Raw genomic sequence first — 13,636 nt, forward strand, 5'->3', positions numbered from 1 at the left:
GTAGAGGGGGGAGTGATTATGCATCGCGTTCCAGGTTTTGAGTGGTATCTAATCCTAGAACGTGACCTCCCCTCTTTTCTACAATCCCCACCTAGACTGCTTTTCACTTCTTTTGTCAGTCAATCAGGGCCATTACCTTTGGTGCAGACAATCAACAGCTTTTTGTCGGGTATGAAAATGGCTCTATTTTGATTTGGGAAATTAATAATGGTCAATATCATTCTGTCCTAGGCAACCATGACCAAGATGTGGTTGATTTAATTGTTATAGAAGAAGGTAAATTTTTAGTTAGCGCTAGCAGGGCAGGGGAGATAAAAATTTGGAACTTGGCAGAAAAAGCTTGTTGGCAATCTTTTCAGACTAAGCAAACCAATTTGTTGGGCATGAGCATTAATCCAGTTAGTAAAATAATTGCCACGGCCACAAATGAAGAAGTAAAACTATGGCAATGGCAAACTTGGCAATGTTTAGAGACTTTACCGGGCTGTTTTCCGTTACAATTTAGTCCCAATGGCGAGGTTTTAGTTACTTCTAGTCATTCCGGATTCCTGAAAGTTTGGCAGTTGCATTCGGTGGATCAAACATTATCGGATAATCAAAAATTCAGTTTCACCTTAAATTGGTGGGAAGTTCTAGGCGTTTCACCCCACGATGACCCGAAAATAGTCAAAGCGGCCTATTACAGACTGGCAAAGCAGTACCATCCCGACCAAAACTATGACGGGCGGGAGTATAAGAACTCACCTATTGCCATGCAAAAAATCAACTGGGCCTACGAACAATTTTGTCGCACTAATCCAAAGAAACAACTTTAGTAAAATAAACCGACAACTAGGGTTGAGATACCTTACTGGTTAGTTCCTTGAGGGGTTGCCAGTGGTGAATGTCATCCAATAAGGCTTTGTAACCCGCTACGTTTGGGTGGAGTCCGTCGGCCATGAGATGGTCGTTAATCCATTCTTGGCCCCGTTGTTGCCAGATTTCAAAAATATCTAGGTAGGGAATTTGGCGATCGCCACAGGCTTGTTGGGTGATGGTTTTGAAACGGCGTTGATCAGAGTGGTTGAAATAAAAACAGTCGAGGAAAGGCATTCGAGCTTCGTTGACCGGCACCATACCAATAAAAAGCACCGGACAGAGTTGATGGGCACTGTCCAACAGTTGCTCCACCTGTTTTTGAAAGAGAATTTCATCGGTGAAACAACGTCCATCGGGCCGACCCAACCGTGGGGAGTCGTTCACTCCCACAGAGAGAATGAGCAGGTCAGGGACTTTATTGCGGATTTCTCCCCGTAAACGAAATTCTTGCTCCAACCTTTCACTGACTTGGGCTACCCGATCGCCACGGATACCGAGGTTATAAAGTACGGGGCCATTTTCTTCCATCCAAAATCTCCGTAGCCGTTCTGCCCAACCGCCACCGATGGGATCTCCGTAACCATAAACAAGGCTGTCCCCCATGGCCAAGACTTTCAGGGGATGGTCAAAACGGGGAGTCTGGGTAAGGGTCGACGCAGGGGAAATCGTTTGCATGGGATGATGTCCTAGGGTCGGGCGGATAAAGTCAAAACCAATGGGATGGATTGTAACGAGATCTTAACTGAGATTTTACAGGTTGACGTAAGCATTTATACACGTTTGCTCCCCGGCGATCGCCACACTGGGGCAGAAAATTAGATAACAGCTATGCATTTGCCCCTATCCTATCCCCGATAAACTAAAGGTTGCAGTAAGCAACGATACTTAAATCTATTGGTAATGACCGTACCTCCTCCCCTTTCCCTGACCGATCACAATTTAGGTCTGGCCCTCCACACCGCCACCGGCCAACTAGGTTTAGCTCTACAACGGGGAAAAAATCCGGTAGCCCAGCAAACTTGGTCATTGGATCGGGAATTACTCAATCAATTACACAATTGTTTAGGGGATTTTTTGCCGAGCCAGCAATGGCCAGAATTGGACTATCTGGCCGTAGCCCAAGGCCCCGGTAGCTTTACCAGCGTCCGCATTGGTATGGTCACTGCCCGCACCCTAGCCCAGCAATTACAAATTCCCCTATTTGCCATTTCTACCCTGGCTTGTTTTGCTCAATCTTTGATCAAAACCTGTGACGATGGCGAGTTATTGGCTGTCACCATGCCCGCAACCAGGGGTTATCTTTACGGGGCAGTCTATCAAGTTATCGGGGAAAAACTAGTTACCCTAAGCGACGATCGCCTTTGGTTACCCGACGATTGGCAACAATTCATGGCCGATAAACAGGTGGAACGAGTCTATGGCACTCCGCCCCAGCTTGGCATCACCGCCCCCCAACTGCTCACCCTTGCTTGGCAACATTGGCTCCTTGGCGATCGACCCCATTGGTCAGCGGCCCAACCTTTTTATGGCATGAGCCCCACCGACCCCGTGACGAATTAGTCTGTTTTTTCCTGCTCAAACATTAGGAGCAAAATAGTTTATAAGGTTTTTTTCTTAGTGAACCATTGCCAAGTAAATAGAACAATAAAAGCGGGGTTGTTAATTAAATATCTGCGCCATAATCGTTTCGGTTCCATGAGTAAACGATAGAACCATTCCAATCCCAGGGCCATTAACCAGCGGGGAGCTTGGGACACCAAACCACTGTGGAAATTAAAAGCAGCTCCTACCCCCACCATGACCAGATTTAGTTTTTGGTAATGATCCGCCATCCAGATTTCCTGCTTGGGACAGCCTAGACCAACAAAGAGAATATGGGCTCCCGACCGCTTAATTTTTGCTAGGGCCATTTCTTTCTCCTGCGGTTCCAGAGGACGAAAAGGAGGAGAATCAGCACCGACGACATTAAGTGTGGGAAAACGTTTAATTAGATTAATTTTGAGTTGAGTTAAACAAGCTTCGGTACCGCCGTAGAGGTAAATACCAAGGTTTTCCGCCGCGGCCTGCTGACAAATTGTTAGCATCAAATCCGGGCCATAAACCCTAGTGGCCTGTGGGTAACCGAGCAATTTTAATCCCCACACCAATGGCATACCATCGGGGGTAACTAACACAGCTTGATCAATAATTTCTTGATAACTTTTATTGCCATAGGCGCTCATTACCACATGGACATTGGCCGCCACCACATAACTGGCGATCGCCGCTTTAGCTAAATTAATGATGGTAGTTGTGGCTTGTCCATAGTCTGTGCAGTCAATTCTAGTGCTGATAATGGTGCGGGAAATGGTCACAGCAAAAGCCAAGGTGGATATCTGAGTGGTTTAATTTTGCCATTGTCGGAACCATAAAACCGAGGCCGGGGGATGATTATTACTAGTTTGTTATTGATGCATTTGCTGGTTATGTTGAGTGATCCTTTTTTACAACTTCCCACCCCCGATAGCGTTGAAGTCGTTTGGTTCACCGAATTTGCCGGGGACAACCATTGGGTGCAGTGGGGCAAAGACCTGGAACATCGCACCGAGGCTTCCACTCGACAGTTGACCCGCACTAGGGAAGATGAGTGGTCCTACACCTTCAAAACCTATGACAAGCTTTCCCCCCGGGCTATTTGGCGACACCAAGCCGTAATTGCTGGTTTGAAGCCCGGAGAGCATTTACCCTATCAAGTTTTTAGTGCCGATCGCCAACACATACACCAGAGCGATATTTTTTCCCTGCAACCCAGTCCCCCTGCGGATCAGCCCTTAAAAATTTTGCTCACCTCCGACCATCAGTTAATGCCCATGGTGGCGGCCAATATCCAACAGGCGATCGCCGTTTATGGTGGCTTTGATGCAGTGTTCCACGCCGGAGATATGGTCAATGTGCCGGATCGGGCTTCGGAATGGTTTGATGACCGCCGGGGCAGATCATTTTTTCCCGTGCTGCAGGGCCGGGCTTCGGTGACCCTGGGGGGCAAAATCTATCAGGGAGCACCGGTGTTGCAATCCACTCCTCTCTTTCCCTGCATTGGTAACCATGAAGTAATGGGCCGCTATTCCCCCGGCAAGGCGTTGCATTTACAGTTTAAGGACGCTCGACCCCAAGCGATCGCCGAAGAAGAATACTTTGAGCGGCAGGATTTTGCTGAACAGGAATATGATCCAGACCAAGACACCCAATGGATTGAAGACAATTCCTTTAACTTCCGCACCTATGGGGAAATTTTTTCCCTTCCCCCCAGCCCAGCGCCGCAAAAACAGTACTACGCTGTCACCTTTGGTCATATTCGTCTGATTTCTTTAATGGTAACCAATGTTTGGCGCTCTCCACAAGAGAATGCCAGTACCGCAGGGCGCTACCAGGAAAGCAGTCAACAGTTGGATGAACCAGAAAATTGGGGCCATGGTCAGCATATTTTTGAGCCCATTACCCCTGGTAGTAGGCAGTATGAATGGCTACAGCAGGAATTGGCTGGGGAAGCTTTTCAGCAAGCTCAGTACAAAATTGTCATGTTCCACCATCCTCCCCACAGTTTGGGGGGTAATGTTACTCCACCCTACACTGACCCCCAAGCCTACGAAGAATATGCCCCCGATGGCACCATGGTGCACCGCCGTTACCATTATCCCAAAGGAGAAGATCAGATTATTAAACACTTAATTCCCCTGCTGGAAAGTGCCGGAGTTCAACTAATTTTTTATGGCCATTCCCATCTCTGGAATCGTTTTGTCAGTCCTGGGGGGATGCACTTTTTGGAAACTTCTAATGTTGGCAATAGTTATGGCGCTCATTTAGCTGATAATCCCCGTTCCCTGCCAGATTTTATTGATTCCAGCAATGATTTCCTCGTCGGTAATCCCAATGGTTTGTCGCCAATTATTCCCACCATTGCCCCTTTGCTTGATTCCCAAGGAAAACTATTACCATACATTGCTAGTAATAAAATCACTGTCTTTAGTGTACTGGAAACTGGTGACAATAACGCAGTGATCAAAAGCTATTATTTTGACAGCAATGAAGATAATAACAATGTGGTTTTATTTGACCAATTTCAACTAAGATAAATCCAACACATCCTGTTTGATTTTCTTACATTACAATCAATTTTACTGAAATCTTTGTGTATTTAAAAGGAGCTTCTAAACATGGGGAAGACAAGTTCTGGGACCAATGTAGAATTTCTTGATCCATTGGTTGTATTGGGCCATTAGTTTGAAGTAGTGGTTTATTTGTATGTCGTCTAGCTCCTTTGCTGAAAAATTATATTTGTCTCTAGGCAATGCACCGACCAATCGCCAACTGACAGTAATTAATTCCAACCGAGGCGATCGCCTAGCGCTTAATCAATTTCCTGATTATTTTTGCACCACCAATATGTTGCTCTGTCAATTCTAGGTTAATTTTCAATGGAGTCCGACTCGACCCTAGCATCACCAGTGGGAATAATAATTCCTTCTTGGACAACGGTAAGAATGGGTCTGCCATCAATACCAGTGCGCCATATCTTGGCAGGGTAAGTACCCGGTACTGGTCGCCAACCCTGGGGGATAAATTGATATTTCCAATTGGGATAACCCGTTTCCCGCACAATTCCGTGGTAACGATTATCGGCATTCCAACGAGTAATGGTAATGGAAACCTCTCCCCATGAAGGAGCTTCCTTATCAAAAGCAGATATGGCCGCAATCAGATTGGGACCCAGCTTTCTTCTGGAAAATCCGACAATGACAAAAAAAAGTGAAAATGTCAGAGGTAATGGATTCCAAAATAAGAGTGAGGCGATCGCCCCCAAAACGGCTGCCCCCAAGAACCACCGATTGATCTGGCCCGCTATTCCCAGGGCTGGACGAAGATTGGCAATTTGTTGTTCGACCGATAGTGTTTTCATCGTAGATCTGTAGTTTGTCAATAGCTATTGTCAGTAAATTTTTGATCTTAATTAACAACTCCATGGGGATAAATAAAGGGTGTTTTACGATCGCCTAATTGGATCCATTACCTGACTTCAGGCTTACATGTAAACCGGAGGCGGAGACAAGTTCCACCGTTGTGGATGCCAACTCAACCCGTCGATCAGTACTTTCAATCTCTTCTAAAATCCGAGTGAAAAGACGATCCTTCGTTGCCCGACGTTTTTTATAATCCACGACGTATCTGACGGTAAACTCTAACCAATTATCGTTGGCAATCAAAGTCACAAATGGCTCAATTTGGGCATTTTCAATCAAGTATTTATGGATCATGCGACTCCATTCAGCTTTAGCTGGTTCAACGTAGCAGCCGGTCACTTCTTCAACGACCCGTTGCAAAATGCTTCTGGCCAGTCGATGATCGCCACCATGCCTTACCGGAACAATAATTTCATCCCAAATAAAAGGGAAATCCCCCGAATAATTAAAAACTGGTTCCTTAAAGACAAAACTATTGGCAATTCTGACAATGCGCCCGTTGTAGAGGTCCGCTTTTACCCAATCGCCACATTCCATCAGTGTCGTTCTTAGAGGATTAATATCAATCACATCCCCCATAATGCCCCCTAACTGAACCCGATCGCCGATCTTGTAAAATTCTCCAAAGGAAATAGCCGTCCAACCAGCAAAACTGGCAATCACTTCCTGTAGGGCAAAGGCAATCCCTGCGCCCACCACACCAAAAATAACGGTTAACTGTCTGAGGTTTTCATTAAAAATTGTCAAAATCAGGAGGGCAATAAATCCATAACTAATAAAAGCCAGAATTTTGCGGATACGGTAACGTAAATCTCCATCTTGAACTTGACTGGATAAGCCCCGGGCCGCCATCTTAAAAACAATGGAGACAATTAAAATACCAATGGCAACTTCAATTAACTTGACGACGTTGGGATCACTGAGCCAGCTTTGAATTATATTGACTAACTTTTCCATAGGTTAATGTCTAATGCATAATTTTGCTTTGTCGACTGTTGCCTGAGATAAAATGCGTCGCCCTAGGTCTGGTCAGATTCTGATGTATTTACTCCATTATCCTTTGTCGATGGAGCATTGAGGGATGAAACTTTAAATGCGGGTGCTTCATAATCCGACGGTAGATAATCAGCAGGAATGGTGGTCTGGTTACCGTCCCGCACAGCGCGGTAATGGGGCGAAAGAATTTCAATATCGGCTTCGTTGCACTTATCTTGAAGATTTTGATGAAGTTCTGAATAAATTTTTGCCATGATGCCTGGATTATGGGTATAGGCATTTAACTCATAGGCGATGTAAAAATCATCCAGACTAGTTTGCAACACAAACGGTGCAGGGTCTTCGAGAATTTGATCTGTTACTAGAGCCGCTTCGATCAGTACGGCATGGACTTTACGCCAGGGCACATCATAGCCCAGGGTGATGGTGGTGTGCAGAATTAAGGGTGGTGCTCCCGGATCACTGGCGGCGGCGCTATAGTTAATGACATGGCTACCTAAAACGGCCGAGTTGGGAATGGTAATCACCACATTTTTAATGGTACGAATACGAGTAACAAACAATGTTTTTTCCACCACATCCCCAATGGTATCGGTGATTTTAACTCGATCACCGACGGAAAATGCCCTGGTGTAGGTCAACATAATACCAGCAAAAATATTGGCAATTACCGATGAAGAACCGAGGGAAATTAGCAACCCTAAAAAGATAGAAATTCCCTGGAAAGCAGGGGTTTTAGAACCCGGTAAGTAAGGGAATGCTACTGTAGCCGCAAAGGCTAAGACGAGAAATTGCACCAGCTTATAGGTGGGTTGAGCCCATTCTCGATAAAATCCTTGAAACTTGATATTGTCTTGCTCGATTTCAGCGAATAAAAAGCGAATTACTTTAAGAAAATAAGATGTGAATAGCCAAATGATCACGAGAAAAAATAGGTTGGGAAAATAAGCAAGTAATCCTGCTACCAGAGTGCTAATCGCCGTGCGGACATATTCAAATAAAATCCGAGCTAGTCCCTTTGTCCAGGGAAAAAAACTTAAAACCAGATTAATGTAGAGATAGAAAACTCCAAGTAAAAGGGCAAGTCGGACAACTTTAATGATCTCTGAAATCAGATCAATTACCCGATGGGCAGATAAAATTTGGGTGTCAAACAGCCTTAACGCCGGAATCCGGGTGCCCCGCCAACGCCTCAATTGGCGATAAATAACTGGGACTGATTTAGTGATACTAATTAAGCTGATAGTTAGGATAATTGTGGCAATTAGTGTGTAAATTACTCCCCGCACTAAACTATGGATGCTATAGGAGGACCTAAAATCAGTAATTGATTGTTTGATGACCTGTAAATATTCGTTAGCAAGCTCTTTACGAGATTGTCCCGCCGCCACCGCATCCACATCGGCGATCGTCACTAGGGTTTCATCCCCCGCCCGAATATCCGCCGTTGCCGCCGCTTCATTGTCGACAATTTTGAGTGTATTCAGGCTAACTTCAGTATTTTTAGCCAGACTAACTATTCGATTAGAAACTACCTGGGCCCGGAATTCTGGGGAGAAAGAGGCAATTCTCGCTTGAATATAAAATAGTGTTTCGTCCCCTAAAATCACCGGCGCCCCTTTCGGTTCATTGGCTGTCGGCTTAACAGTTTGGGGATAAACCAAGTAGGCCGTCGCCACCAGTGTAACTAGGTTAAGCAGAAAAATAATTAAACCGTTGCGCAACCAGTTCTTTATCCTGTGATAGAACAACATATTTTTTCTTCGGGAATTATTAAGGGAATTAGTGTATGACATTTTCCATAAATTTCATTTCCCCTGGGATCAATTTTGGCAGAGAATATGGCTGATCAGAGTTTTAATTTTGGTTAATTCTAGTCCCGCTGGTGGAAGGTTAGTTTCAGTGTGGGACAGTATTGTTTAATGATGTTCTTGTTGACCAAAGTTTTTCCCTTCCCCATACCATAGAGCCCAGGTCAACGGGTATATTTTTCTAGACGTTCTTGAATTAATCAAGACGGAGTTTAATAAATTCTAGCTAACTAAAGTTAACGAAGAAAAGTATCAAATTTTATCCTTGGTTTTAACACTTTATTCTCTACGCTTCACCGCCCCAAATGCAGCAAAGCAAGAGTTTTTATGGAGAAGATCCACCGTGTCAAAGCCAACGGAACGGAGTAAATCAAGTTGGTAGGTGACAGGCCGGGGAGAATCTTCACGGTCAATGTAGCTGAACACCTTGTCCCGATACTCCGCATCACCAAGGGAGACCAAATAATCACCGTATCGATCCCACATCATTGCTTGGACGGCTGGGTGCTCGTGGAAGACTAAATCGGTAATCCACACGCTACCACCGGGGGCAAGCAAATCATAAATTTTCTGAAAAGCCTGTAACCAGTCTTCGTCATCCCGTAAATGGTGCAACACTGCCGCTGCAATAATCACATCATAGGTCGAGTTTGGCAGGCTTACTGAGCGAAAATCCCCCTGTATGGTACGCAGTGCACCTCCGTTTAATTGTTGGACACGTTCCGCCGCCTTCATCAGCATGGGTGCGCTTAAATCAAGTAGATCAACATTGAAATCATGATTGGCGGATTGACGCAGTCGAATTGTGTTGTTGCCAGCACCACAGCCAATATCCAGTACATAGCGGATATTTTTAGTACAGGAAATGGCCGCCTTGGTGATTAGGGCCATGGCGAGGGGAGCGTCAATGGTTGTCGCCTGGCCGGTTTCGAGGGAAGAAAAACGCGCAACATCTTTGTCAAAACGGGAGCGGATGTCTGCAATGGTTGATTTTTTCCCCAGGGGTGTGGTCATGGTGATGGCAGGTAGCGTTGTAGTTGATTGACTATGGATTTTTGCCCTTTCTCACTCCGGCTGAACCGGGGCAAGATATTGCTGGCTTTCCGATCGCCCGAGACGTTGGACGTAGCAATTAAATTGCCAGGTGCTGGCCACAATTACCACTGTTTGGCTGAGAACTGTGAGAAAAAAGAGGGGCGTTTGAAAGTTAATTCCCTCCACCAGGGCAATGGACGGCAGGGGGCTAAACCACATAACGACGCTTTCCTTAATGCCCGCGCCAATGGCGATCGCCAAGGGGATTACCACCATCACCACCACCGATAAAATCAACACCAGTAGACGGGGGAAGCTCATCTGCAGCAGACTCCACTGGATTAGGGTAGCGAAGGTAAAATTCCACAACAGACCCATGGCCAAGGCCACCACTATGCTTCCGAGAGGAATGGTCACCCCTGCCGGTGCCGGCGCTAGCCAGGGTAACAATAAAACCATGGGTAAGGTTAAAAGGGCGGTGAAGCAAAGATTAATGGCGATCGCCCCTTGGGGAGGACTATGGTCGGATACCAGATTTTGCCAGCTCCAAGTGCGATGCTGCCGGGGGGCCTCGTGGCGATAGCGACTCCAATCCCGTAAATAATTAATTTGGGGGCACAGAGCCAGGGTCAACCCCAAAAAGAAGCAACAAAGGGTCAGTTGCCAGCTACCCAGGTTCAACAGTAGAAAATCTAGATAGTCACCTTGGGTATAGCTCTGGAGTAAAAAACCGTTGGCGATCGCCACCACGGACAGAGTCACCCCCATGCTTTGAACCTTGCTCCACGCAGTACTAAAGGGACGACGGAAGCGACGACGTAATACTTGGGTAATCCAATAGGTTCCCACTGCAAAATTGGCCACCATAAATCCCATGCCCAGGGGAGCCGACCGAAATAAATCCCAACCATACCAGCGCAATTGGTCTAGTTCATTGGGGCCGAGGTAACCGACGGTGGGTATGGATAAAAAGGTGGAGCGGACTAAATAAATGAGAGCTTTACCGGGGTAAAACAGAGATAACCAAGAGAGGAAAAATGGCTCCCAATCGTTATCTTGCATGATTAGAATCGTGCCAATCAGCGTCCCCACCGCACATAAACCGGCGATCGCCGCACTTTTAGAAAGGGAATAACTTTTTGCATTACTACTTAAACCAATCCAGAGGGCAATGTGGAAAAAGAAACTGGCCCCCGCTAGCACCACAGCGTAGTAACCTGCCAGTAGAAGCAAGGAAATGCCCGCTCCTCCAGCCGCAATGATGTGGAGAGGCAAAAGGGTGAGCAAAAATCCATACAACAAGCTAGGCACCCCCAGGATTTTGCCCCAAATAAAACTGCCCTCGCCCTGGGGACTAAGGCGAATAAAATTTAACGTGCCCCGTTGGCATTCCTTTTGTAGATCCGCTACTAGTAAATAAACCCCCACCACCAGCAATAAAGCCAGCCCGGCCAAGCTCAAAAAAGTGAAGCCATCCAGCCACCACAGCCGCCAATTGACCGGTAACTGCCCCAATAGATCCTGGGTGCAAACAAAAATGCCGCGGTTATATTCCCAGTCCGGTGGGATGCCCAGGCAGTAGCGACTAAATTGCTCCCCAGCGGGTTTAAGCGGATCCAGTACGGGGATTTCTCCGGCTCGAAAAAATAGCACCACGCTCTGGAAAATTACACTAACTAACAATAACCAACGCACTTTAGGGGCGGTGAAACGGCTTTTGAGTTCCCGGTACAGTTGGGGATGCCAGTCTCCCAGGCGATCGGCATAGACAGAGAAAAAATTGCTCATGGCGGTGACTGCGAAGTGGGGCAGGGAAAAGCAAGAAATAAAGTCAATTGGTCGCTGATTAAATCCTAATTCATCCCCCAGTTTCGTTTAGCAAAGTACCGATCAGATTAGGGGTTGCGGATTTCAGTTAGCTCCCTATTAGGGAAACAATGCCAGTGGGAGAACGCTGTTCACTGTCAAATAAATTGCAGATTAAATATTAAATTGGAGGGTAAGTAAACTAGACAGAAAACAAATTAGTAAAGGATAAATTAACGGTGTTTTGAGCGGAGAATCGCTACATCATCGGCACTAGCCAGGGCGGAAGGGTCATTGTCACTGTCAAGAAACCTGTTGATGGCCTAGTTTGAGGAAAATACTTTCTAAATCCTCCTGTTGACAATGGAATTGACTTACTTGACAACCAGCATAGATCAAATTTCTGAGCAGGTTGGCGCTGTCTGCGGGGGAACCAGAAAAAATCACCGAGCAATGGACCCCTGGGGCGGAATTCTGCTGATCCCCCTGGTCATAGTTTATCTGCCAATCCTCCACACCGGGTTGATCCTTCAGGCAATCCGGCAATTGCTCCACTCCCCCCAAGAGGGTGATGGTGATGGTGCGTTGCCCCAGGCGATTATACAAGTCTGCCAAGGTGGTGCTTTCTACCAAACAACCCAACTCCATTACGCCGATCGCCGTGCAGAGTTCCGCCAGATCACTGAGCACATGGGAGGAAATCAGAATGGTCATGCCAGCGGCCTGCAACACCCGGATAATGTCACGAAATTGTTGCCGAGCCAGGGGGTCTAGCCCAGAAACCGGCTCATCTAGCAGGAGTAAAATGGGCTCATGGATAATGGTGCGGGCCAAACTTAACCGTTGTTTCATTCCCCGGGAAAGACTGTTAATGCGGCTGTGGCGCTTACTGGTTAGTTGCACCAACTCCAACACTTCCTGGATACGGTGGCGACGGCTGGGATTTTTCAGATGGTATAACCGGGCAAAGTAATCCAGATAATCCCAAACATTCAAGTCTTCATAGAGGGGATAATCGTCCGGTAAATAGCCCAAGTATTGTTTGATGCGTAAATTGTCTGCCCCGGCCACTAGGCGATCGCCAAACAGATAAATTTCTCCCCTGGTGGGTTCCTCCGCCGTGGCCAACATACGGATTAGGGTCGTTTTGCCGGCACCGTTGGGGCCAATCAGACCATACACCGACCCCTCCGCAATGGTTAAATCCACATTGGTCACCGCCCCCTGGCGATCGAAACGTTTAGTCAAGCCTTGGGTAACCACAGCGGCTTTGGTGTCGGGGGTTAATTCCATGGGGGTCACAGTCAAAAAAATCTGGGTGAACCGATCATAAACTAACCACACATTACCAATGGTTAAAGCCGGCCAGTTTTACCCCCTATCTATGATATTTGCGGGAATTTGCTTGAGATCCGCCATTTTTCCAGCGCCATCAAGCGCCATCCCCCAACATTGCGGGTACATCAATTTCTTTAATGCAGGTGGATCGGGATAGGGAAAGGACACACTCAATAATGCACAGCAGATCGCTCAAGGGTATTGCTGCGCCCCCGACCAAATTATCCGCCGCTAGATCTGCCATTACTTCAGGGGTGCCAACATTGCCGGGATTAATCACAGTGACGCCAATTTGCTCTGATCTCAATTCTTCCCTGAGGGAATGCACCACCCCCCGCAGTCCAAATTTAGATGCACTATTGGCCACTTCCCTCCCGGGGTAATTATCCCGACCGGAGAGGGACCCCATAAAAATAATCTTGGGATTATCTGATCGCCGTAGGGCCGGCAGTAACGCCTTCACCAAGCGCATCGGAGCCAGCAAATTAACGGTAATCACCCGGACAAGATCTTCATCGGCACAGGTTTCAAAACGGTACTGGGAAGTAAAGGCATGGGTTTCCCAAGTCCCCCCCATGTATAGCAAGCCATCCAAGGAGTCATTGCCAATGGCCTCCACCACCGTTCCTATCCCTGCCAAGTTAGACAGATCCGCCTGCACCCATTCACCCACCGGAGCCGCCGTACGGGACACCGCCCACAGGCGATCGCACTGACCAACAAAGTGCTCTGCCACCGCCAGTCCAATACCCCGACTAGCACCTGCCACTAGAACTGTTTTCAAAGACATGGTGG

13 protein-coding genes are annotated in these 13,636 nt (G+C 46.9%); 4 read left to right on the forward strand and 9 right to left on the reverse strand.

Annotated features, from left to right (window positions below; all coding sequences use genetic code 11):
* Positions 1–188 precede the first annotated feature (188 nt).
* Positions 189–815: a DnaJ domain-containing protein gene (locus tag IQ217_RS10540; RefSeq protein WP_194019905.1), complete on the forward strand. Its 627-nt coding sequence runs from the start codon at positions 189–191 to the stop codon at positions 813–815.
* A gap of 16 nt (positions 816–831) precedes the next feature.
* Here the strand turns inward: IQ217_RS10540 and IQ217_RS10545 are convergent, their stop codons facing one another.
* Positions 832–1,533, reverse strand: coding sequence for an SGNH/GDSL hydrolase family protein (locus IQ217_RS10545; protein ID WP_190597227.1), 702 nt, complete (start codon positions 1,531–1,533; stop codon positions 832–834).
* Between the two features lie 225 nt (positions 1,534–1,758).
* On the opposite strand from IQ217_RS10545, the gene tsaB reads away from it, so the two are divergent.
* Positions 1,759–2,418, forward strand: a complete 660-nt coding sequence (gene tsaB / locus IQ217_RS10550; protein ID WP_194019906.1) for a tRNA (adenosine(37)-N6)-threonylcarbamoyltransferase complex dimerization subunit type 1 TsaB — start codon at positions 1,759–1,761, stop codon at positions 2,416–2,418.
* Between the two features lie 38 nt (positions 2,419–2,456).
* Here the strand turns inward: tsaB and IQ217_RS10555 are convergent, their stop codons facing one another.
* On the reverse strand, positions 2,457–3,224 hold the full coding sequence (locus IQ217_RS10555) for a WecB/TagA/CpsF family glycosyltransferase (RefSeq protein WP_228024025.1): 768 nt from the start codon (positions 3,222–3,224) through the stop codon (positions 2,457–2,459).
* A gap of 84 nt (positions 3,225–3,308) precedes the next feature.
* On the opposite strand from IQ217_RS10555, the gene IQ217_RS10560 reads away from it, so the two are divergent.
* Together IQ217_RS10560 and IQ217_RS10565 are read left to right on the forward strand one after the other, a co-directional pair.
* Positions 3,309–4,970, forward strand: a complete 1,662-nt coding sequence (locus IQ217_RS10560) for a purple acid phosphatase family protein (RefSeq protein WP_228024026.1) — start codon at positions 3,309–3,311, stop codon at positions 4,968–4,970.
* A gap of 169 nt (positions 4,971–5,139) precedes the next feature.
* Positions 5,140–5,301, forward strand: a complete 162-nt coding sequence (locus IQ217_RS10565) for a hypothetical protein (RefSeq protein ID WP_194019908.1) — start codon at positions 5,140–5,142, stop codon at positions 5,299–5,301.
* Between the two features lies 1 nt (position 5,302).
* Here the strand turns inward: IQ217_RS10565 and IQ217_RS10570 are convergent, their stop codons facing one another.
* The 7 genes from IQ217_RS10570 to IQ217_RS10600 form a co-directional block, all read right to left on the reverse strand.
* Complete coding sequence (locus tag IQ217_RS10570) at positions 5,303–5,794, reverse strand: hypothetical protein (protein ID WP_194019909.1); 492 nt, start codon at positions 5,792–5,794, stop codon at positions 5,303–5,305.
* 94 nt (positions 5,795–5,888) lie between these two features.
* Positions 5,889–6,812 (reverse strand): mechanosensitive ion channel family protein, encoded by a 924-nt coding sequence (locus tag IQ217_RS10575; protein WP_190596777.1) that lies wholly within the window; start codon positions 6,810–6,812, stop codon positions 5,889–5,891.
* Between the two features lie 62 nt (positions 6,813–6,874).
* Positions 6,875–8,605, reverse strand: coding sequence for a mechanosensitive ion channel family protein (locus tag IQ217_RS10580; protein ID WP_194019910.1), 1,731 nt, complete (start codon positions 8,603–8,605; stop codon positions 6,875–6,877).
* 336 nt (positions 8,606–8,941) lie between these two features.
* Positions 8,942–9,676: a class I SAM-dependent methyltransferase gene (locus IQ217_RS10585; protein ID WP_194019911.1), complete on the reverse strand. Its 735-nt coding sequence runs from the start codon at positions 9,674–9,676 to the stop codon at positions 8,942–8,944.
* A 51-nt stretch (positions 9,677–9,727) separates the two neighbouring features.
* On the reverse strand, positions 9,728–11,485 hold the full coding sequence (locus tag IQ217_RS10590; protein WP_194019912.1) for a hypothetical protein: 1,758 nt from the start codon (positions 11,483–11,485) through the stop codon (positions 9,728–9,730).
* Between the two features lie 321 nt (positions 11,486–11,806).
* Positions 11,807–12,805, reverse strand: coding sequence for an ATP-binding cassette domain-containing protein (locus tag IQ217_RS10595; RefSeq protein ID WP_194019945.1), 999 nt, complete (start codon positions 12,803–12,805; stop codon positions 11,807–11,809).
* Between the two features lie 130 nt (positions 12,806–12,935).
* Positions 12,936–13,631 carry an SDR family NAD(P)-dependent oxidoreductase gene (locus IQ217_RS10600; protein ID WP_194019913.1) on the reverse strand — a complete coding sequence of 232 codons (696 nt, stop codon included), beginning with the start codon at positions 13,629–13,631 and terminating at the stop codon, positions 12,936–12,938.
* Between the last annotated feature and the right edge of the window lie 5 nt (positions 13,632–13,636).

Origin of the sequence: Synechocystis salina LEGE 00031 (assembly GCF_015207985.1) — a bacterium.
GTDB lineage: Bacteria > Cyanobacteriota > Cyanobacteriia > Cyanobacteriales > Microcystaceae > Synechocystis > Synechocystis salina.

Excerpts from the sequence above, each read along its gene's own strand:
- IQ217_RS10545 (WP_190597227.1), bottom strand. The coding sequence starts at position 1,533 with ATGCAAACGATTTCCCCTGCGTCGACCCTTACCCAGACTCCCCGTTTT.
- tsaB (WP_194019906.1), top strand. The coding sequence starts at position 1,759 with ATGACCGTACCTCCTCCCCTTTCCCTGACCGATCACAATTTAGGTCTG.
- IQ217_RS10560 (WP_228024026.1), top strand. The coding sequence starts at position 3,309 with ATGCATTTGCTGGTTATGTTGAGTGATCCTTTTTTACAACTTCCCACC.
- IQ217_RS10565 (WP_194019908.1), top strand. The coding sequence starts at position 5,140 with ATGTCGTCTAGCTCCTTTGCTGAAAAATTATATTTGTCTCTAGGCAAT.
- IQ217_RS10570 (WP_194019909.1), bottom strand. The coding sequence starts at position 5,794 with ATGAAAACACTATCGGTCGAACAACAAATTGCCAATCTTCGTCCAGCC.
- IQ217_RS10575 (WP_190596777.1), bottom strand. The coding sequence starts at position 6,812 with ATGGAAAAGTTAGTCAATATAATTCAAAGCTGGCTCAGTGATCCCAAC.
- IQ217_RS10580 (WP_194019910.1), bottom strand. The coding sequence starts at position 8,605 with ATGTTGTTCTATCACAGGATAAAGAACTGGTTGCGCAACGGTTTAATT.
- IQ217_RS10585 (WP_194019911.1), bottom strand. The coding sequence starts at position 9,676 with ATGACCACACCCCTGGGGAAAAAATCAACCATTGCAGACATCCGCTCC.
- IQ217_RS10590 (WP_194019912.1), bottom strand. The coding sequence starts at position 11,485 with ATGAGCAATTTTTTCTCTGTCTATGCCGATCGCCTGGGAGACTGGCAT.
- IQ217_RS10600 (WP_194019913.1), bottom strand. The coding sequence starts at position 13,631 with ATGTCTTTGAAAACAGTTCTAGTGGCAGGTGCTAGTCGGGGTATTGGA.